The sequence below is a fragment of the Burkholderia sp. 8Y genome, from assembly GCF_902506145.1.
Lineage (GTDB): Bacteria > Pseudomonadota > Gammaproteobacteria > Burkholderiales > Burkholderiaceae > Caballeronia.
Map to the genome: position 1 here is coordinate 903494 of NZ_LR733519.1, position 19526 is coordinate 923019.

The window sequence follows — 19526 nt, forward strand, 5'->3', positions numbered from 1 at the left end:
ATCTGATCGACGCGAGCGACACCTCGCAGAGCTCCACCCAAAGCCGCCGCATCGCTCCGTCACTCATGGAGCCGGTATCTTGACCGCCAGTGCCGCCGCCTCCTCGGCACAGTCGCGTGTCGGCACGTTGCCCTTGACCCGCTGCGACTGGACTTCGCTCCTGGCCGCTTTCATGTCTGCCATGAATTCCTCACTGCCGTGTAGTCGGGCCACGGTGGCGGCGCCCATCAGACGGCCTGCTTCGATGTCGCTCATCCAATGCACGTTACAAATCGCTCGGCTTTCGCCATAACTCAACCCGCGCGTGAATAACGCGTTGGATTGACCAGGCGACAGCTCACTGAGCATCAGCGCCCAAGCCCAGCCGATCGCGGCATGGCCGGAAGGATACGAACCGTCCCGCCGAAGCGAGGCCTCTTCGCGCGGCGTGCAGGTAGACTCGTTTGCGACGACGAATGGACGCGACCGGTTATACGTGTTCTTGGCCCGGTAAGTCGAAAGGCCGACGTCCGTCAGACTGCGACGCAACAACTGATAGAGAAAGGGCGTTTCAGCATCGTCGATGCGGGCCCCGAGGGCACAGGAGAACGATTCGGCGGCGGTAGGAAACGCGAGTTGAGCATCCGCTGTCGCCAGCCGGATTCGGTTGGGGTCGCGAATCTCTCGACTCGCGTGGCTGAAAGCGCCATCGGCCTTTTCTGCCGCAGAACCTTTGGCTGGCGGCGGAGCCAAGAGGCTCAGGCTATCAGGCAGCTCGCTGGTGGCGAGATAACCGCTCAGGTAGCCTGGCCGGATTTCCTTGACAGGAGCGGGATGTGCCTCCTGAGCCCAAACGCTCGATGCGTATGTCAGCACGCCACTATAAAGTAAAGCGGCAATCGTGATTATTCGTTGGATTTTCATCTTAATGCTCGTTCGAGATTGCCCGGTATAAAGCAGGGTTGACTCCCTGATACTTCAGGTATGCGACAAAACGTCGGTTCCGACCCGCAGAATATGGCTATGCTTCGCTCATCGCCCCGTCAGGATGCAGTCTAAAAGTTCAGCTTGTTCGCAGCCACCCCTCAAACCGGGTGGGGAAATGAAACGGCTCTTGTGCCATTGTTGTGTGGCCTGGGCTAGAGAAGAATAAGTGAGCACAGCATATGATCGATACCTGATTGAACGGTTCGAAGGGGAGGTCGAAGGCGAGGAATTTTTTATCAGAATGTCGGAATTCTCTAGCAATGGACCTGAAAGAGACAAGTGGAGCATCTTAAGTCAACTCGAAACGCAAACGAAAGAGCGCATCCGAAAGGAATTGCTGTCACTGGGTATAGACGTCGTTGAGTCCAACATGTGCGTGGAGCGAGGACGCAGTCTTGCGGAAAGTTTCAGGCATGTGCCGTGGATTGACTTCATCGATATCTTTCGGAAGTCGCTGGAAAGATTCGTAGCCGACTTCGAGGCGGCCGAGACAATGGTGCCAGCAAAGAGTCGAGCGCGCGAATTGCTGCATTACATCACCGAACACGAGAGGGCGTTGCTGGAATTCTCTGTGCGGGAGGCCGAAGGACGTGGGGCAACGTCGCTTGCCGCCGTGACGGCGTTGCTTGAGCGGCCACGCCAAGGCTTTGCTGATAAGCAAAAAGTGTGGCAGGCCGAATAGTTTTTCCGGATGCCCAATAAGCCTCGGACCACCCTATCGAGGACTGCGTTGTCCGCTCTATCCTCATGCGGGTTCGCTCACCTGTGGACAAGACATGCCACGCACACGACCGTCTGTCTTGATCGACGACGGGGTGCTGCAACTGCTTGATCGCGCTGGACTGTGCCTACACCCGGTCGTGATCGAGGCGATGCGGTTGATCGCTTGGGGGCGACGCGGACGGTGCCGGTCCGATGAGTGCATCAACCTCACGACGAAGCTCGAGTGGCTGTGCGAGGTGGGTCATGCGTGGCACGCACAGCCGGCATCGATTTTGACCGGCACGTGATTTCCTGCATGTGCCTACGTGATCAGGCCAGGCGCCAGTGTTTGCCAGTTGGCAAGAATGACGGGTCGTGACTGATGAGCCGGCCCGTCGCCCGCGCCCAGAAATTAGCCGGTCTGTTCGACCGGCGTCACGTCGAGATCCAGCATCTGCGCCCCGCGCAGCACCGCGACCTTAACCGCGCGCTCGATGCGCGACGCGTCCAGCGCGCGCTGCAAGCCATCGACGCTATCGACGCTCACGCCATCCACCGCGACGATGCGATCGCCCGTGCGCAGTCCGCCCAGCGCCGCCGGACTGCCCTTGACCACTTCCATGACGTGGACCGCGCTCGCCGACGTGAGGCCGAAGAAACGCTGCACGCGCCGCGACACGGGCGCGGTCGTTCCCGCGACGCCGATGTACGCGCGCCGCACGCGTCCATGCGCGAAGATCTGCATGATGACCCACTTGGCCGTGTCGATCGCGGTCGCGAACGAAATCGCCTGCGCGCCCGAAATGATCGCCGTGTTCACGCCGATCACCTGCCCCGCCGAATTGATGAGCGGGCCGCCCGAATTGCCGGGATTCAGCGCGGCATCGGTCTGGATCACGTCGTAGATCATGCGGCCGGACGTCGAGCGCAGCGACCGCCCGAGCGCCGACACCACGCCGGTCGTCACCGTCTGCGCGAGCCCCAGCGGATTGCCGACCGCAATCGCGATCTGGCCGACGCGCAGACTCCCCGATTCGCCCAGTTCGACGTGCGGCAGCGGCTCCGGCGAGCCGATGCGCAGCACCGCGAGATCGCTGCCGGGATCGTCGCCGACGAGATCGGCGTGAAAATGCGCGCCGTCGGCAGTTGTCACGGTAATGCGCGTCGCGCCGTGAACCACGTGGCTATTGGTGAGCAGATAGCCGTCGGGCGTGAAGATGAAGCCCGACCCGGTGCCGCCTGCGTGGCGGCGCGCGCCGCGAGCGTCAACCAGCTCGCGCTCGACGGCGATGAAAACGACGGCCTGCTGCACGCGCTCGAGCGCGCCGATCACGGTGCGCGAGTACGCATCGAGCAGCGCGGTGTCATCGAGCGGCTGGGGCTGTTGCTGCGCGGCGTCTTGCGAGCCGCGCGCAAGATCGTCGATGAATTGAGGTCGGCTTCCCATGCTGGACTCCCGATGTTCGAGAGCCGACATGCGGGCCGCCGCCGCGCTTTTCAAGGCCGCCCGGCGGCGCTCAGACCGTGCGCGACGCGCGCGCGAGCAGCGTCATCGGACCGAGTGTTTCGACGATGCCGCGTTGCGCGTCGTCCCGCACGAACAGCGAGCCGGCGAAGCCGAGCGAATTGATGGCGATGCCCTCGACATCGGCGACCGTGCGCGGCACCGCGAGCATCCAGCGGCGCGTGACGAGCAGGTTGTACGGCGCGGACTGATGCGTGGCGCCGGCGACATCGAGCGGTTCGACGCCGATCGCGTCGAGCAGCTGGCGATACGTGTCGTGCGCGCGCTGCGGCGTGATATCGGACACGTCGCCGAGCCAAGCCGCCGCGTGACCGAACGCGAGGCCCGGCACGCGAAAATCGGCGCTCTGCCGAGCGGTTTCGATCAATGGCTCGATGGGCGCCGCATAGCCGTCGAGCGGCAGCCGGACCAACTGCATGTGCTTGTGCGGCTGGCTTGATCCCGCGACCGCGCCGCCGTTGTAGAAACCGAGGCCGTCGAATTCGTTCACGCACGCGAGCAGCGCGGCGAAGTCGTCGGGTTCGAGCAGGGCTTCTTGCGGCTCGAACTGCGTCGTCACGATCAACAGATGGTACGGAAGCACGTTGAACTTGTTCAGCAACAAGAAGTGCCGTTCGCCGATATCGCCGACGCGCAGCGCGTCCTCGCACGGCGAAAACGGATCGCGCCACGCGCTCGCCGCATCGGTGGCGGACTTGGCGGCGAGCTTCGCTGCCTCTTCCTTGCGCGCCAGATTCGCGGCTTGCCGCACGAGAAAGCGCACGCCTCCGTCTTCGATGACATGCTGCACGGTGTCGAACGGACGCAACGCGCCGCACGCGAGCGCGCGCCCGGTTTGTTCGACGACGGCTTGCCACGAAGGCGCGCTTGGCAATGGTGTTGGGTTCATGTGTCGGACGAGTGATTGCCGGAACGAGCATTTTGCTGCTTTTGCGCACCGTGTGTTCCAAAGTTGTTTGGCGAATGGCTGCTTTACCTGCGCGGAATGTGTGAATGCCCCGATAGTTCGGACTTTTCAGCGTTCAATTCGGGCGTCCAGTTGGATAGACTTCCTGCCACTCGGTCGTTCGCAGATGCAGTTATCCATTCGGTATGCTTAATGAATCGACGATATGACTGAGCGCGTCGCACGGTGCGCGACGCTGCGAGGGGGCCGCGCACGAGGCGCGGATCTCCTTTCCGGCGTATCACCTTTTTTCCCTTTATTTCTAGCGAGAGCCACTCTCATGCAAAAAATCGACCGCGCTGCTCTGGTTCAGGCAAACATCGCTGGCGGCGCCGCCAAGGCAACCAGCACGTCTTCGTCCAACACGAACGTTTCCGTCACGATCACGGCTTAAGGCCGCGACGTTGGCAGCATAGAACCATCGTTTCAACCACACTTCACAAAGGTATTCACATGCAAAAGATCGAACGCGCCGTTCTGGCTCAAGCAAACATCGCTGGCGGCACGGCCAAGGCGTCGAGCTCGTCGTCGACCAACACCACCGTGGACATCACCATCTCCGCGTAAGGTTGCGGCTCTCCTCGTGAGAGCATGACCATGTGTGCAAAGGCTCCCGCTTCAGGGAGCCTTTGCCGTGGCGAAAGTCACGCCCAATCTTCCTCTCCGCGCTTCGACTCGGGCAAGGTCAAACCCGACGCCGGCAGCGGCAACGCTGTCTTGTAGCGCACCTGTTTGAGCGCAAAGCTCGAACGGATATTCGACACGCCCGGCATCTTCGTGAGCCGTTCGAGAATGAAGCGTTCGAGTGCCGCCACGTCGGGCAGCACGACGCGCAGCAGATAATCCGCATCGCCCGTCATGAGGTAGCACTCCATCACCTCGGGGCGCTCGCTGATGGCCTGCTCGAAACGCGCGAGCGCGTCCTTGATCTGCTTTTCCAGACTCACCTGAATGAACACGTTGATGCTCAAGCCAAGCGCCTCCGGACTGAGCAACGTGACGTGCTGCCTGAACAGCCCCGCTTTTTCGAGCGCGCGCACGCGATTGAAGCAGGGCGTCGGCGACAGGTTGACGGCGCGCGCCAGTTCCGAATTCGTGATGCGCGCGTTCTGCTGAAGCGCATTGAGAATGCCGATATCGATGCGGTCAAGCCGCTCTTTCGCTTGCGAGCTCATAGTTGGAAGATTCCTGTTTTGCGCCTCTTTGCAGAATAAACACACTACCGCAAAGCGCGCGCGCAGCCAAATGAGATGCACATTCTGCCCGCGACTGGTTATCCTCGATTGATCCCAGCCAGCGGAGTCGCGCCATGACGGACTTGTCGAACGGAACCACTCAGCTTCTTTCTCTCGCGCGGGGCCGCGAAGACGCGGACCCCGGCGAAACCGCCGAATGGCTCGACGCGCTCGATGCGGTAGTCGCGCACGTCGGCAAGGAGCGCGCGCAGTACCTGTTCGACCGCCTGGCGGAGCACGCGCTCTCGGTCGGCGTCGAATCGGCGCGGGCGCGGGCGACGCCTTACGCGAACACGATTCCCGTCGAACAGCAGCCGCCGTATCCGGGCAATCTCGACATCGAAGAGAAACTCGCGGGCGTGCTGCGCTGGAACGCGCTGGCAATGGTCGTGCGGGCGAACCGCGCTTACGGCGAACTCGGCGGTCATATCGCAAGCTACGCGTCCGCCGCGGATCTCTTCGAGGTCGGCTTCAATCATTTTTTCCACGCGGCGGGAGACGGCCACGGCGGCGATCTCGTCTACTTTCAGCCGCACTCGTCGCCGGGGGTGTACGCGCGCGCGTTCCTCGAAGGCTTTCTCGACGAAACGCATTTGCAGCATTACCGGCGCGAAATCGCGGGGCCGGGACTGTGCTCGTACCCGCATCCGTGGCTGATGCCTGACTTCTGGCAGTTTCCGACCGGTTCCATGGGCATCGGGCCGATCAACTCTATTTATCAAGCGCGCTTCATGCGCTACCTGCAGAACCGCAGCCTGAAACAGACGGAAGGGCGCAAGGTCTGGGGCTTTTTCGGCGATGGCGAGATGGACGAACCGGAGTCGATCGGCGCGTTGTCGCTGGCCTCGCGCGAGCGACTCGACAACCTCGTGTTCGTCATCAACTGCAATCTGCAGCGGCTGGACGGACCGGTGCGCAGCAACGGGCGTATCGTCGATGAACTCGAAGCGCAGTTCACCGGCGCGGGCTGGAACGTCATCAAGGTGCTGTGGGGATCGGACTGGGATGCGCTCTTCGCCCGCGACCGCACCGGCGCGTTGCTGCGCGCCTTTGCGCATACGGTCGACGGCCAGTTCCAGACGTTTTCCGCCAACGACGGCCGCTACAACCGCGAACGCTTCTTCGGCCAGAATCCGGAACTGGCGGCGCTCGCCGCGCATCTGTCCGATGAGGACATCGACCGCTTGCGGCGCGGCGGCCACGACGTGCGCAAGCTCCACGCGGCGTACGCGAAGGCGCTGGCGCACACGGGCCAGCCGACCGTGATTCTCGCGAAAACGATGAAAGGCTTCGGCATGGGCACGGTCGGGCAGGGCCGCATGACGACGCATCAGCAGAAAAAGCTCGATCTCGACGACCTGAAAACGTTTCGCGACCGCTTTCGCCTGCCGCTCTCCGATGCCGACGTCGAGGCGCTCAAGTTCTACAAGCCCGCCGACGATGCCCCGGAAATGCGCTATCTGCGCGAGCGTCGCGCCGCGCTCGGCGGCTATCTGCCGAGGCGTCGGGCGAAGGCGTCGGAATCGCTCGTGCCGCCCGCGCTCGGCACCTGGGCGCAATTCGCGCTCGATACGGCGGGCAGGGAGATGTCCACGACCATGGCGTTCGTTCGCATGCTCGGCAGCCTGATGAAGGACGCGACGCTCGGCCCGCGCATCGTGCCCGTGGTCGCGGACGAGGCGCGCACGTTCGGCATGGCGAATCTCTTCCGGCAAGTCGGCATCTATTCGCCGCTCGGCCAGCTTTACGAGCCGGAAGACATGGGCTCGATGCTCTACTACCGCGAGGACACGCGCGGGCAGATTCTGGAAGAGGGCATTTCCGAGGCGGGCGCGATTTCGTCGTGGGTGGCGGCGGCGACGTCGTACAGCGTCCACGACTTGCCGATGCTGCCGTTCTACATCTATTACTCGATGTTCGGCTTTCAGCGCATCGGCGATCTGATTTTCGCGGCGGCGGACCAGCGTTCGCGCGGCTTTCTGATCGGCGCGACGTCCGGGCGCACGACGCTCGGCGGCGAAGGCTTGCAGCATCAGGACGGCACCAGTCATCTGACGGCATCGACCATTCCGAACTGCCGCGCTTACGACCCCGCGTTCGCGTACGAAGTGGCGGCGATCGTCGACGAAGGCATGCAGGAGATGATGGCGCGCCAGCGCGACGTGTTCTACTACATCACCGTCACGAACGAGAACTACGCGCAGCCGTCCGCGCCCGGCAAGACGCTGGATGCCGCGACGCGCGAAGGCATCCTGCGCGGCATCTACCGCATTACAAGCGATGACGAGGCGAGCGGCGCCCAAGTGCAATTGCTCGGCTCCGGCGCGATTCTGAACGAAGCCATCGCCGCCCGCGCCATGCTCCAGGCCGACTGGAACATCGAGGCGGCCGTGTGGAGCGTGACCAGCTACGCGGAATTGCATCGCGATGGCGCGGCGTCCGAGCGCCTCGACCGTGTATCCGGCGATGCCCCGGCGCCCTATGTGACGCGCGCGCTTCAAGCGTCGCGCGGGCCGGTGATCGCTGCGACCGACTACGTGCGCGCGCTGCCCGAGCTGATTCGCGCGTACGTGCCGCGCCGCTACGTGACACTCGGCACGGACGGGTTCGGGCGCAGCGACACGCGACAGTCGTTGCGCGCGTTCTTCGAAGTGGACCGCGTGGCGATCGTGCTGTCGGCGCTGAAGGCGCTCGCGGATGACGGCGTGATCGAGCGCGCGGTGCTGTCGCGCGCGCGCGAAAAGTACGGCGCGACCCAGGCCGAACGCGAGGCGCCGTGGATGCGCTAGGCGCGCAGACCGAGCAGCGCGCGCACTTCGTCGTCGCTCGTCTGGTCGAAGTCGATGTAGAACTGGCCGACGCCCATGAAGTGACGGGGCCGAAGCGCGCATACGAACTCGTCGGCGACATCGGTGAAGCGCGTATCGGCATCCAGCGGGGCGACCGGTAGCGCCGCGACCACCCGCGCGGGCGGCGCGTTGCCGTTGCGCAGCGACATCGCGGCGGCGCGCAGGGTGGCGCCGGTGGCCATGCCATCGTCCACGACGATCGCCACTTTGCCGGCGCTATCGAGCGGCGGGCGCGATCCGCGGTACATCGCCTCGCGCCGCGCCAACTCGGCGCGCTCGCGTTCGATCACGGCGTTGAGTTCGGGCTGGCTGACGCCCGCATAGTCGACGATTCGCTCATCGAGGTAGAAGGCGTCGCCGGATGCGATCGCGCCCATCGCAAGCTCCGGCTGATACGGCACGCCCAGCTTGCGCACGACGAGCACGTCCAGCTTCGCGCCGAGCGCGCGCGCCACTTCGAACGCGACCGGCACGCCGCCGCGCGGCAGGCCGAGCACGATCACGTCGTCGCGGTTGGCGTAGCCCGAAAGCAGCGCGGCGAGTTCGCGGCCGGCCTCGCGCCGGTCCCTGAAGACGGAGTTCATGTCGCATGCGTCCTGCCGACGCGTGTGGCTTCGTGCGAGCCGGCCGCTTGCGGGAGGACGGCGGCTGCGCGTTGCCGGGCGGGTTACCTCAGGCGCGCGCGAGACAGCGGACGACGCCCGCGTTGGTAGGCGTTTGCCTTGTGCTGCATGGCGTTCGCTGATGCGGTCGTTTTTCGCGCCCGCGTGTGATCGGCAAGCCGCTGCCCGCATCCGCCCGTTGTGCTGTGCGTCTTGGCGATCTCTACATCGTAGGCGAAAAGCGTCGCGTGTCCCATCGGATCGACGCGCTCGGAGACTGGCGCACCGAGGCGCCGCATTCTCGCCGCGCGCGACGGCGCTTGGTTGCAACTCCCGATCGGCTGAGACACATTCTGGTGGCGTATTTGCCGCGTCCGCAGCGGGAAGGAAGGCGAACGGGTCGAAATTCGGTGCATGCGCGCCGTTGCTGATCTCCGCGCTTTTCGCCCATGCGATCGCGGTCGCGCCGACATCTACAGAACCAGTCGCCGCCCGACTACGCCCGTCGGTGATGCCGCGCATTGAGGCGCCGCCCGTATCGCGGCGACTTTTTATGAGACCGGCGAAAAAAAGGCGCCTCAACCGGGCGCCTTTGCACGAGGGATTCGAACGCTCAGAGATTGGCGCGCACGGCGTCCCTGAGAGCGTCCATCACGATGCCGTAATTGAGCGGAATGTCCAGCGAATCCGAATAGCCCGTTTTCTCGGCTGACTCGGCGGGCGCAGCGCCGACCGGAATCGGCTCGTAGGCAGTCTCGCCTGCCGGATTGTTGCGTCCTTCGATGGCACTCTGCAATTGCGGATTCTTCACGATTAACTCCTTCCGGTAATGGAGCGGCGAGGACCTGCAAGTTAAACCAGTGTCATGACAACTTGACGACTTCGATTGAGCACTCATCCGAAACATAGGCGTCCGGCGCGCCGGGATTCGCCGTGATGACGCGTTTTCAAAGAGCGCGGGGGCTCTAGTGTAACGGCGGCGCGCGTCGGCCGAAGCGTGTTTTTGTTATGACGCCCGCGCGGCGGTATCGGACCCGCCGCCAAGAAAGCGGCGCGGAAATTGCATCGCTGTCGTGCTGAACGCGATGCGGACGATCGGCGTCACGGTCCGATCCTCCTCACGAACGGCTGTTCGCGGGAAGGAATCCCAACGATCAGGACCGCTCTCACGCTGTTCGTCCCCCGCATCCGGCCTGAGAGGCGCACGCGACGACGACGCGCACGTAGCGAAAACAAGGAGAAATAAGCATGAGCAAGATCGCGATTATCGGAGCCACCGGCCATGTCGGAAGCCGGCTCACGCACGAAGCGTTGCGGCGCGGACACACGGTGACGGCGCTCGCCCGCGATACGTCCACGCTCGATGCGCGCGAAGGCGTGACCGCGCGAAACGTCGATGCGCTCGATCCCGACGCGCTCGCCGATGCCGTCGCCGGCCACGACGCCGTCTTCAGCGCGACGCGGTTCGCGACGGTGCCGGAAAGCGCGATCGTCGGCGCAGTGAAGCGCGCGGGCGTGCAGCGGCTGCTGGTCGTGGGCGGGGCGGGCAGTCTGTACGTCGCGCCGGGTCAGCGCGTTCTCGACGCGCCGGACTTTCCCGACGCCTATCGCGCCGAAGCGACGGCGGGGGCCGCGTTTCTCGATGCCCTGCGCCGCGAGCGCGAACTCAACTGGACGTTCGTGTCGCCGTCGGCGGAGTTCGTGAGCGGCCCGCGCACGCAGAGATTCCGCACGGGCGTCGACGAACTGCTCGTCGACGCCCACGGCAGAAGCTGGATTTCGTTCGACGATTTCGCCATCGCGTTCCTCGACGAATTCGGACGCGGGGCGCATATCAAGCAGCGATTCACGGTCGGATACTGACGCTGCGCGGCCGCGAGGCCGCCGCTTCTTGTCGTCAGCCGTGGACGTCGGCTTCGGCTTGCTCGGTCTTGGGCATCGCGGCGGCGAGGATCATCGCCGATGCGTTCTGTGGCTTCGGATCGCGCTGCGACGGCCGGTAGACCTGATCCCCGCGATGAACCGGCATGCCCGAGAGCGAGCACACGCCGTCGGCGGACGCCGTGGTGGCGCGCCACCCCTGATAGCCGTAATGGCACGTGCCGGGGTCGGACCAGTATACGAGCGCAGTGGCGCTGCTCGGGCGCTCGATCACGCGCACGATGGCCTGCGGAAACGGCAGCCGGTCGTGCGACTCACGCGGGTGCGTGCGATTCCAGTCGCGCGTCAGGCGTTCCAGGAACGCGCTCTCGGCGCGAGCCGTCTTCTGCGACGGCGCGCTGCGGCCCGTTTCGACGGGCGCAGTTTCTAGTTGGTGGACGGTCTGTGACCACGGGTCCGCTCTTTTCGAAAAAGCTGTCATGGCATTGTTCCAGGCTTTGACTCGACCTAGAACGTACGTCATTCAGCATATTCCGATAAATACGGTATAGGTGAAAACACTGTCCCGCTGTCACGAATAATCCGAGGTTGCGGCGTGTGAGAGGTCATCGCTGGACCGCAGGACAGTGTGGTGGGGCAGCGCGGAAGGCCGCAGCGCAAGGCTTTGCGCCGGTCTTCGCTATGCCCCTCGGACTGAACCGCGTTGTCTTTTTGAGTCGCGAAGGGGCGAACAAAAGCTGATTCCGTCCGATCGCGCGACGTCGCGACGAAGGGGTGGAGCGGCTTGGCAGCGTCGACCACCGCGCTGGTTGACGGAAGCGGCGTCCGCTGCCGCTGCGAATTCGTGGCTGCGGCTTTCACGGCGTCGGCCGGACAGCGGGGTGTGACTCGGTCCGGCGCTTATCCGAAGGCGGCGTTTCGCAATGCACCGTGGAACGAGGCCGCCGTTTGATACTCAACGGCGGACGGCGTGCCGAGCGGTGCGTCCGGAGGCGGGCTGCATGCCGCGCCGAAGACAGGAGCATGGGCAGCGACGCCGCGCACACGCCGCTTAGAAGTCGACGCGGTCGCTGCGGCAGTGCGGTTCGCAGGGCAACTGGCCCATCATTCGAATGAGCGACGTAGAGGTGATCGGCGCGTCAGCGCGGGAGGCTCGCACCGCGGTAATGTGCCGAGAAGTGTGCAGAAAGTTCGGAGGCAGGAAGATGCCGAAGGAAGGGGTGGCCGTGGTGTAAGTTGATGAATGTCGAGTTCGTCAACCTGCCCTCGGGAGGGCTTACGCCATGGCCGCATCGGCACGGCGCCTTCGCGCACGCATCGCGGCGCGCAGGCGCGCACGCCGCAACGGGCGCCCGGCACGAAGAAACAGCGCGAACTCACGCAACAGGACCTGGAGGCAACGATGATGGCGTTACACGAACGAAAGCGCGGCGCACAGCCATCCAAAAACCGCTCAGCGGTCAGCAAACGATGAAGTCCATGCACCTGCGCCCTGCCCGTTCAACCGTGCGTCTTCAACACTACGTGAGGGTAAAACCCAAGGACAGATACGACATCTGTATTTAGCCCGCACCCCGACATTTAAATCTGGCCATGACAATATAACTGCTGCGTAAAGACCCTGTACGTGCACATTGCGCGCACACGCGGCTCCGACGCATCCGCGGGCTATCCTGCGCCAGCGACGCGACGGGCTTGATTGAATGGCTCCGCGGCGCGCGACGTGTTCTTCGGGCCCGTGCAAACGAGCCCGCCAACCAGATTCGCTGTTCCCGTTCGCACGAGGGTCTTAGACGACCTTGCCCGGATTCAAAATCCCGAGCGGATCCAGCGCGCTCTTGATCGCACGCATCGCGTCGATGTCCGTCTCCCGACGGCTTTGCGACAGGAAATGCCGCTTCTTCACGCCGATGCCGTGCTCCGCCGAAATCGAGCCGTTCAACTCGCGCGTGACGTCGTAAATGACGCGATCGATATCGTCGTGTCCGTGCTTGTCCATGCGCGGCACGTCCACGACGATATGAATGTTCCCATCGCCCAGATGCCCGTAGATCATGACGAGCGCCTGCGGCCAACGCTCGCGCAAACGTGCCTCGCAGCGCGCGGCGGCCTCGCCAACCTGCGCGATCGAAAAGCTCACGTCGTAGGCCGCGTGGTTGGGAATGAACCGCTGATACTCGCCGGGCGCATCGCGGATGGCCCAGAACGCGAGCGCATGCGCCTCCGACGAGGCAATCGCCGCATCGGTCACGATGCCCTCTTCCAGCATCGCGCCGAGAAACTCCTCGAATCCTTCGCCGTGGCGCACGGGATCGGTCCCGACGCTTTCCAGCAAGACATAGAACGGATGAGCTGACCCGAGCGGCGCGCGCAGTTGCGGCAAGTTGGCGAGCACGGCATCGTGATAGCCCGCCCACATGACCTCGAACGCCGACACGCCCGGCGCGAGCCCCGCCTGCGAGCGCGCGAGCAACGTCGTGACGGCATTGAAGTCCGGCAAGCCGCACCAAGCGGTCGCCGTCGCCGTGGGCTTCGGACGCAGCCGCAGCACCACGCGCGTGATGACCGCGAGCGTGCCTTCGCTGCCGATCAGGAGATGCCGCAGATCATAGCCGCTGTTGTTCTTGATCATCTTGTTGAGATCGCCGACGATGGCGCCGCTCGCAAGCACCGCCTCCAGCCCGAGCACCTGATCGCGCATCATCCCGTACTTGATGACGCGATTGCCGCCCGCGTTGGTCGCGAGATTGCCGCCGATCGCGCAACTGCCGCGCGCGCCGAGATCGAGCGGAAAGTAGAAGCCCGCCGCGTTCGCCGCTTCCTGCACGGTCTGTAACGCGGCGCCGGCCTCCACCGTCATGGTGCCGGAGACGGTGTCGATCTCGATGATGCGATGCATGCGGTCGAGGCTCAACGCGACTTCGCCGCCGCGCGCATTGGCGCCGCCGACGAGACCGGTCAGTCCGCCTTGCGTGACCACCGGCTGGCGAAAGCGCGAGCAAATCGACAATGCCTCTGCGACCTCTTCAGTGGTACGCGGACGAATGAGCGCGAGCGGTATTTCGCCCGGCAGCCCGCTCCAGTCCACGACGCGCCGGTCGCCGAATTCATCGGGAAGCGCGACCACATCCGCGCCGAGGGTGTCGCGCAATGCGCGTACTGCTTCTGTTGCCGTCATGTGCCGCGTGTCTCCATTGTTCGTTGCGGCATCGCTTTCCCGGATGCGCGCTCTCGTCACGATATACCGCGTCGCGCTGCGGCGGCAAGAGCACGCGCGTATGCGGCCGGGTGTCGAGCGGGCCGACGCGAGCGGCCACGCACCGCCTGCGGTCATTGTGCAGCCGCGCCCTGCCCGTTTCTCGCGGTCAGTTGTTCATACACGTCATGCGAAACCTGGAGCAATTGCGGGCGCGGGATCGCACCCGATACCGCATAGCCGAAATCGCCATCGACCCAATAGAACACGTTGACCGAGCCATCCTGATACAGCTTGAACGCGGTCACGTCACGGCTCACCTTGCGATGCGACACGTTAAGCGTGATGCGTTCGCCATTGGCATCGTGATACATGAATTGCGCGATCGGGCCTTCGTCGCCGGGCAACAGCCGTCCGCCCATCAGATTGAAGCCCACGCGTGTGAGCACGGGTGCATGCACGTCGGTGCCGAGCCGGTTCGACAGCCACTTGACGAGTTCCTCTTCCTGGTCCGCGCCGACTTCGACAGGACGCGTGACCATCGGCGCATACGTGACATACGCAATCGCCGATTGCCGAGCGAACGATTCGTCCCGCGTGAGGCTCGCATGGCGAAGCGTTGCATTGTCGTCGCCTGAAGCCAGCATGTCGCGCGCAGGCGGACTCATCATGCCGCCCACGCCGATGCAAATGCCAAGCATGAGCGCCGCTGCCATGCCTGCATATTTCGCCCAGTTCGCGGCGGGACCGCGGCTCGCATCCAGCTTTGCGGCGCGCTCCATGCTGGCATCGGGCGCGTCGACAGCCATCGTGAGGCGCTCCGGCAAGGGCTCCTGCAACACGCGATCATAGCGATCATGGAGCATGGTGTTCAACGCAAAATAATCGCTCACGCGGCTTGCGAGCGCATGGTCCGTTTCGAGCAATCGATCGATTTCCGCGCGTCGATGTTCCGCAAGCGCGCCATCGACATAGGCTTGAATATCGTCTTCGCTGATGGGAGTCGTTTGTTGGTTCATCGCACCACCTTCAGTTGCACGCCTTCCTGCTTGCCCGCCATGAGCGCACGCAATCTTTCTCGCCCGCGCGAGAGCCGCGACATTACCGTGCCGAGCGGAATCTCGAGCGCGAGCGCCACTTCCGCATACGACATTTCTTCGAGGCCGACGAGCAGCACCACCTGGCGCTGTTCAACCGGCAGCCGTTGAAGCGCGTAATCGAGGTCTCGCATTTCGAGCGACTGCGTGTCTCGGCTCGCAACCGCGAACTGGCTTTCGTCGAGCGGATCCTCGTCGACCGAGAAATGCACTGCACGCGCATCGGCGCGCCGCGCCTGATTCGCGAAGACGTTATGCATGATCGTGAAAAGCCACGCGCGCAAATCGGTGCCCGACTGGAACTTGTCGGTGTGCCTGAGCGCGCGTTCGAGCGTGTCCTGCACGAGATCGTCCGCGAGTTCCTGATTGCGAATCAGCGCGCGAGCATAACGACGCAAGCGCGGCAGATGGTCCATCAGTTGTTCCCGCACGCTCATCGGTACACCGTGCGCAGGCATCTTGCGTTCATGGTTCGTTCCTTTGCATGTTCTGGTGCACCATCAACAAATCCGCGGCAAGCATGAGACCGGGCGTGCCGGCGCGCGAGCCTATGATCGTGCGAACGCCCGACATTGAGGTCCATTCGATCAGACGCGCCGTTCCGATTCTATGCGCGTGCCACGGCGAACGCATGGATGCGGGCGGCGCACACGTCGAGAGCAGCACGAGCGGGTCGTTGTTCGCATTCCGATACGCGATGACCTTGACGGTCGAGAACGCGCCGAGCGTGATGCTTCTCACATCGACCGCGTGAAAGCCCGCCGACGACAAATCGGGCGCGTCTGCAAGCTTCGTGTCTGCGTCAGACTGCGTTGACTCCATCGCCAGCGCGGACAATGCTGCGCGTTCGAACGCGGCGTCGGGTACGCGCACCGTGGCCCCTATCCCCGCAATGACCAACAGAAGGCATGCGACGATGGCAGTCCACAAACGCAGCCGCAATCCCATTTGCCGATGACCCGGCATCGGCGCAACGCTCTCGTTGTCGAACATCGAGCGCAGTTGCGTATTGAGCCGGTCATAGAACGCGACTCTGCGCGCCTCGTCCGGCCTGCTCGCCAGATAGGCATGCAACGACTTGGCGCGTTCCGACGCAAGCAGGCCATCGGTGAAGGCCTGCACGTCGGCTTCGGAAAGGCGAATGTCAGGATGCGGGTCCACGGTCGTGAGTCCAGGGCGCTGGGAATGTCGTTTCACCGGTGCTAACAACGGCGCGAGCGATCTATTCCCGCAGGCGCCGATTTATTTTTTGCAGCCATCAAGAACCCGAGTAAAGGTGACAAAAGCTGTAGGGGCCCACGCAGTCCGACATGTTCAATGGCGCACTCCCCGACCCGGTCGCGGCTTTCGTGCCGCCATAAGCGCCGCTCGCGGGCGCGTTCATGCGCGCTGCCTGACTCTGATAGATCGGGCTGACGTCCGGATACGACGCATCCGTCACAAGACGCGAGCCGCTCTCCTCGGCCTGCACGAGTTGCGCGCGGACATCGTCGCGCGTGAGGCTTTGCGCGAATGCGCCCGTTGAAACGACCAGTGCAGCGGATACGGCAATCAGTTTGGCGATGTTCATGTTCGACTCCTTGAGGAAGTTGTTGGGCTTGCATCAAGGCAAACCGCGCCAGGACCCGATGTATTCCATGGAATTCGCTTCGACATGTAGATGGAATAAGCGTGCAAAGACTCGTGTTCGCGTCAACTGATCCATTGAACAGCGAGAAACACGCCATGAAACAGTCACCGTTCTCACTCATGAGGCTATTACGGAACCCGCGTCGGCATGCTGCTGAACTGACGAAACTCGCGCTCATTGGCGCCAGCGTGCTCACGATCAGCACTGCGTTCGCTTACGTGGCGGGCGTCGGTGCCACGCATAGACTGACATCGACGAAGATCGTGGATACGCTGGAAAGCGTGAGCGGCGTGCACGCGGGATACCGGCGCAATCATGCCAAGGGCGTGTGCGTCGAAGGCTGGTTCGACGGCAACGGCAACGCGTCGTCCCTCTCCCGTGCCGAAGTGTTCGCACGCGAGCGCACGCCGGTAACGGGACGTTTCGCGATACCCGGCCCGAATCCCTTTGTCAGCGATTCAGGCAACCCGGTGCGCAGCCTCGCCTTACAGTTCCGTTTGCGCGATGGTGAACAGTGGCGTACGGCAATGAATAGCACTCCTGTTTTCATCGTGAACAGCGCGCGAGGATTCTATGAGCAACTGGTCGCATCGCGTCCCGATCCGGCGACGGGCAAGGCGGACCCGGCGAAGCTCGCCGCCTTCCTTTCCGCGCATCCGGAAACCATGCCGTTTCGCGATTGGGTCAAGGCGCACGCGCCTTCGTCGAGCTTCGCCAATGCGGCGTATTACGGCATCAACGCGTTCCGCGCAATCGACGCATCGGGCGCGACGCATGTCGTGCGCTGGTCGCTTGTTCCTGACGCCAGCTACGAAGCGGTATCGACGAGCAACACCGGCCGTCACGACTTCTTAGACAATGAATTAAGGGGACGCCTCGCGCACGGCGCACAACGCTGGCACCTGATATTGACGGTCGCGCAGCCCGGCGACATCACCAACGATGCAACGAAAGCATGGCCCGACGACCGGCAGCACATCGACGCGGGCACGCTGGTCATCGACCGCGAGCGCGCACAAGCCGACGGCGATTGCCGCGACATTAACTTCGACCCCACGATATTGCCCGCTGGTCTCAAGGTTTCCGACGATCCGTTGCTGGCTGCGCGTTCGTCCGCGTATTCGGTGTCGTTCAACCGCAGAACGCATGAGGAAGCGCACAATGAAGCGCACTGATTTGAAGCACTTCAGCCTTGCGGCGCGCTCGATTCACTGGCTTATGGCTGTGCTCGTGGTCGCCATGCTCTTTATCGGCATCGGCATGGTCGCGACGCTTTCGTCGTGGCATCACACTTTGCTCGCGATACATCGGCCTCTGGGTATCGCGATCCTTCTGCTGGCGATAGTGCGTCTTGCCGTGCGCATCACGCATCGGACGCCCGCGCTTCCCGGCGACATGCCGCGATGGCAGCAGCGCATCGCGCACGGCTCGCACTGGCTCTTCTATGCGCTCCTCTTAGCGATGCCGCTCGTCGGATGGGCGATGCTATCGGCTGCAAGTTATCCCATTGTGATGTTCGGCGGCGCGCATCTTCCGTCGATAGCACCCGTAGACGTGCGCCTCTATGCGCTTCTCAGGAGCGCGCACACGTACCTCGCGCTGCTCTTGTTCGCGACCTTCGTGATGCACTTCGCCGCAGCCCTGTTTCATGGCCTGATTCGTCGCGACGGCGTGTTTTCGAGCATGGCGCGTAGTGGCCGGTGAGGGCGTCGCGCACGCGCGCCAGCTGCGTGCTCATTCGGCTTGCGTGCGCGGCATTGCGTCACGCACTGAGACTTGATCGATGGCACTTAGCAAGTCTTCCGTGTGCACCATCAGCTCGCGTACCCGTCGCAGCGTCTGATATTGGTCGAGCACGCCGCGCCAGCGGGGCGATTTCAGCAAGTCATTCCATACAGGTTCGAGCGTTCGCGCATCGGCATGTTCCTGATCCTGCACCGTCGCGGCAAATTCAAGGCTGGCCTGCGCGGAGAGCAGTTGCATCCGGCTGCCAGCGCCGAGCAAACGCTGAGCGGCTTCGAGAGGCGCATCGCAGCAGTAAAGCACGGTGCTTTGCAAGCTGGCGTCGTCAGTGGCCAAGGCGCGTAGCGAAGAACCGCGCAAGCGCACGGCGCCCTGACCCGTTTCAAACACGTACGCGACGTTTTCTTCAGCCTGCGAAAGAAGCGCGATGCCTCGAAGAAGCCGCGAGAGATCGGTCGTTGCGGCATCGACAGAAGCCTTCGATTCGACAAGCAGACAGACGTCCCATGACGGCGCATCATCATCGCAGTCTGACTGTCCGAGCAACACGGCATCCCACTCGCTCTTGGCGCGCTCGGCGCTTCCCGGAATAGACGCGGGAACGTGCATCGCGGTCACGACGCGATACCTTCGACCGTTAGCTTCGTCCTGATTGAGACGGTCCGCCATGACTTGCAACGCGTGCGCCGCCCGCGCTTCAGCCGCAGTGCCGCGCTTTTGCGAGGCGTTCCCTTGCGCAGCGGCTTGCGCGCTGCCGGAACGCGGACCATGCCGATCCCATAACGCCACATACTCGCGCACTCGCTCATCGTCGAGCAGGGCTTCGATACGCTGCAACCGCATCAACGAAGGACTCTCGAGCAGTAGCGTGAGACCTTGCATGAGCGGCGGTTCGCCCGAAATTTCGGGAATGGAAAGCAGACTTTGCGCGGTATCGGCGAGGCCGGAACAGTATGGCGATGACGCGCAAGCATGCAATAGCGCGAACGCTTCGCGCTGCCGGTCAGATGCGCTTCGCTGCTTGCCGGGGTGCGCCATTGCGTTGACGCTGGTGCGAAGGGATCGACGATCCTGATTCGCGTGCGCTGACAGCGACACGTATTCGCGCACCGCTGCCGCGCGGTGCCTGATCAACATCGCCTTGAAGACAGAAT

18 protein-coding genes are annotated in these 19526 nt (G+C 63.5%); 5 read left to right on the forward strand and 13 right to left on the reverse strand.

Annotated elements, in window-relative coordinates:
* Window positions 1–63 precede the first annotated feature (63 nt).
* Window positions 64–903 carry an acid phosphatase gene (locus tag GV035_RS03900; protein ID WP_201303900.1) on the reverse strand — a complete coding sequence of 280 codons (840 nt, stop codon included), beginning with the start codon at window positions 901–903 and terminating at the stop codon, window positions 64–66.
* A gap of 229 nt (window positions 904–1132) precedes the next feature.
* Between GV035_RS03900 and GV035_RS03905 the strand changes: the two genes are divergently transcribed.
* Entirely contained in the window at window positions 1133–1648 is a 516-nt protein-coding gene (locus tag GV035_RS03905; protein ID WP_159833564.1) for a hypothetical protein, read from the forward strand.
* Between the two features lie 432 nt (window positions 1649–2080).
* Here GV035_RS03905 and GV035_RS03910 read toward each other — a convergent pair whose 3' ends face one another.
* The 3 genes from GV035_RS03910 to GV035_RS03920 all read right to left on the reverse strand — a co-directional run bounded on the left by GV035_RS03910 (window position 2081) and on the right by GV035_RS03920 (window position 5314).
* Window positions 2081–3115, reverse strand: coding sequence for a S1C family serine protease (locus GV035_RS03910; RefSeq protein WP_159833566.1), 1035 nt, complete (start codon window positions 3113–3115; stop codon window positions 2081–2083).
* Between the two features lie 70 nt (window positions 3116–3185).
* Window positions 3186–4082, reverse strand: a complete 897-nt coding sequence (locus tag GV035_RS03915) for an ATP adenylyltransferase family protein (protein WP_159833568.1) — start codon at window positions 4080–4082, stop codon at window positions 3186–3188.
* A gap of 701 nt (window positions 4083–4783) precedes the next feature.
* Window positions 4784–5314 (reverse strand): Lrp/AsnC family transcriptional regulator, encoded by a 531-nt coding sequence (locus GV035_RS03920; protein WP_159833570.1) that lies wholly within the window; start codon window positions 5312–5314, stop codon window positions 4784–4786.
* 134 nt (window positions 5315–5448) lie between these two features.
* Here GV035_RS03920 and mdeB point away from each other — a divergent pair, with 134 nt between their 5' ends.
* Window positions 5449–8163 carry an alpha-ketoglutarate dehydrogenase gene (mdeB, locus tag GV035_RS03925; RefSeq protein WP_159833572.1) on the forward strand — a complete coding sequence of 905 codons (2715 nt, stop codon included), beginning with the start codon at window positions 5449–5451 and terminating at the stop codon, window positions 8161–8163.
* Here mdeB and GV035_RS03930 read toward each other — a convergent pair.
* Entirely contained in the window at window positions 8160–8807 is a 648-nt protein-coding gene (locus GV035_RS03930; RefSeq protein WP_159833574.1) for a phosphoribosyltransferase, read from the reverse strand. The two genes, mdeB and GV035_RS03930, sit on opposite strands and share 4 nt — an antisense overlap.
* 631 nt (window positions 8808–9438) lie before the next feature.
* A complete protein-coding gene (locus GV035_RS03935) occupies window positions 9439–9636 on the reverse strand; it encodes a hypothetical protein (protein ID WP_159833576.1) in 198 nt (65 codons plus the stop codon).
* Window positions 9637–10073: 437 nt separating this feature from the next.
* Here GV035_RS03935 and GV035_RS03940 point away from each other — a divergent pair, with 437 nt between their 5' ends.
* Window positions 10074–10688: an NAD(P)-dependent oxidoreductase gene (locus GV035_RS03940; RefSeq protein WP_159833578.1), complete on the forward strand. Its 615-nt coding sequence runs from the start codon at window positions 10074–10076 to the stop codon at window positions 10686–10688.
* A 34-nt stretch (window positions 10689–10722) separates the two neighbouring features.
* On the opposite strand, the gene GV035_RS03945 is transcribed toward GV035_RS03940, so the two are convergent.
* The 6 genes from GV035_RS03945 to GV035_RS03970 form a co-directional block, all read right to left on the reverse strand.
* Window positions 10723–11187 carry a DUF3331 domain-containing protein gene (locus tag GV035_RS03945; protein ID WP_159833580.1) on the reverse strand — a complete coding sequence of 155 codons (465 nt, stop codon included), beginning with the start codon at window positions 11185–11187 and terminating at the stop codon, window positions 10723–10725.
* A gap of 1308 nt (window positions 11188–12495) precedes the next feature.
* Entirely contained in the window at window positions 12496–13884 is a 1389-nt protein-coding gene (locus tag GV035_RS03950; protein WP_159833582.1) for an FAD-binding oxidoreductase, read from the reverse strand.
* Window positions 13885–14036: 152 nt separating this feature from the next.
* Window positions 14037–14921: an anti-sigma factor family protein gene (locus GV035_RS03955; RefSeq protein ID WP_159833584.1), complete on the reverse strand. Its 885-nt coding sequence runs from the start codon at window positions 14919–14921 to the stop codon at window positions 14037–14039.
* Window positions 14918–15436 carry a sigma-70 family RNA polymerase sigma factor gene (locus GV035_RS03960; RefSeq protein ID WP_159833586.1) on the reverse strand — a complete coding sequence of 173 codons (519 nt, stop codon included), beginning with the start codon at window positions 15434–15436 and terminating at the stop codon, window positions 14918–14920. The genes GV035_RS03955 and GV035_RS03960 overlap by 4 nt, the downstream gene beginning before the upstream one ends.
* A 28-nt stretch (window positions 15437–15464) precedes the next feature.
* Window positions 15465–16160, reverse strand: a complete 696-nt coding sequence (locus tag GV035_RS03965; RefSeq protein WP_159833588.1) for an anti-sigma factor family protein — start codon at window positions 16158–16160, stop codon at window positions 15465–15467.
* Between the two features lie 97 nt (window positions 16161–16257).
* Window positions 16258–16569, reverse strand: coding sequence for a DUF4148 domain-containing protein (locus GV035_RS03970; protein WP_159833590.1), 312 nt, complete (start codon window positions 16567–16569; stop codon window positions 16258–16260).
* A 155-nt stretch (window positions 16570–16724) separates the two neighbouring features.
* On the opposite strand from GV035_RS03970, the gene GV035_RS03975 reads away from it, so the two are divergent.
* Together GV035_RS03975 and GV035_RS03980 are read left to right on the forward strand one after the other, a co-directional pair.
* Window positions 16725–17804, forward strand: a complete 1080-nt coding sequence (locus tag GV035_RS03975) for a catalase family peroxidase (protein WP_442859516.1) — start codon at window positions 16725–16727, stop codon at window positions 17802–17804.
* On the forward strand, window positions 17791–18333 hold the full coding sequence (locus tag GV035_RS03980) for a cytochrome b (protein WP_159833592.1): 543 nt from the start codon (window positions 17791–17793) through the stop codon (window positions 18331–18333). Before GV035_RS03975 ends, GV035_RS03980 begins: the two co-directional genes overlap by 14 nt.
* Before the next feature lie 30 nt (window positions 18334–18363).
* Here the strand turns inward: GV035_RS03980 and GV035_RS03985 are convergent, their stop codons facing one another.
* Window positions 18364–19509 (reverse strand): 3-deoxy-D-arabino-heptulosonate 7-phosphate synthase, encoded by a 1146-nt coding sequence (locus tag GV035_RS03985; RefSeq protein WP_328698903.1) that lies wholly within the window; start codon window positions 19507–19509, stop codon window positions 18364–18366.
* Window positions 19510–19526: the final 17 nt, after the last annotated feature.

Excerpts from the sequence above, each read along its gene's own strand:
- GV035_RS03980 (WP_159833592.1), top strand. The coding sequence starts at position 17,791 with ATGAAGCGCACTGATTTGAAGCACTTCAGCCTTGCGGCGCGCTCGATT.
- GV035_RS03950 (WP_159833582.1), bottom strand. The coding sequence starts at position 13,884 with ATGACGGCAACAGAAGCAGTACGCGCATTGCGCGACACCCTCGGCGCG.
- GV035_RS03915 (WP_159833568.1), bottom strand. The coding sequence starts at position 4,082 with ATGAACCCAACACCATTGCCAAGCGCGCCTTCGTGGCAAGCCGTCGTC.
- GV035_RS03930 (WP_159833574.1), bottom strand. The coding sequence starts at position 8,807 with ATGAACTCCGTCTTCAGGGACCGGCGCGAGGCCGGCCGCGAACTCGCC.
- GV035_RS03900 (WP_201303900.1), bottom strand. The coding sequence starts at position 903 with ATGAAAATCCAACGAATAATCACGATTGCCGCTTTACTTTATAGTGGC.
- GV035_RS03945 (WP_159833580.1), bottom strand. The coding sequence starts at position 11,187 with ATGACAGCTTTTTCGAAAAGAGCGGACCCGTGGTCACAGACCGTCCAC.
- GV035_RS03910 (WP_159833566.1), bottom strand. The coding sequence starts at position 3,115 with ATGGGAAGCCGACCTCAATTCATCGACGATCTTGCGCGCGGCTCGCAA.
- GV035_RS03955 (WP_159833584.1), bottom strand. The coding sequence starts at position 14,921 with ATGAACCAACAAACGACTCCCATCAGCGAAGACGATATTCAAGCCTAT.
- GV035_RS03940 (WP_159833578.1), top strand. The coding sequence starts at position 10,074 with ATGAGCAAGATCGCGATTATCGGAGCCACCGGCCATGTCGGAAGCCGG.
- GV035_RS03920 (WP_159833570.1), bottom strand. The coding sequence starts at position 5,314 with ATGAGCTCGCAAGCGAAAGAGCGGCTTGACCGCATCGATATCGGCATT.
- GV035_RS03985 (WP_328698903.1), bottom strand. The coding sequence starts at position 19,509 with ATGTTGATCAGGCACCGCGCGGCAGCGGTGCGCGAATACGTGTCGCTG.
- GV035_RS03975 (WP_442859516.1), top strand. The coding sequence starts at position 16,725 with ATGAAACAGTCACCGTTCTCACTCATGAGGCTATTACGGAACCCGCGT.
- GV035_RS03970 (WP_159833590.1), bottom strand. The coding sequence starts at position 16,569 with ATGAACATCGCCAAACTGATTGCCGTATCCGCTGCACTGGTCGTTTCA.
- mdeB (WP_159833572.1), top strand. The coding sequence starts at position 5,449 with ATGACGGACTTGTCGAACGGAACCACTCAGCTTCTTTCTCTCGCGCGG.
- GV035_RS03960 (WP_159833586.1), bottom strand. The coding sequence starts at position 15,436 with ATGAGCGTGCGGGAACAACTGATGGACCATCTGCCGCGCTTGCGTCGT.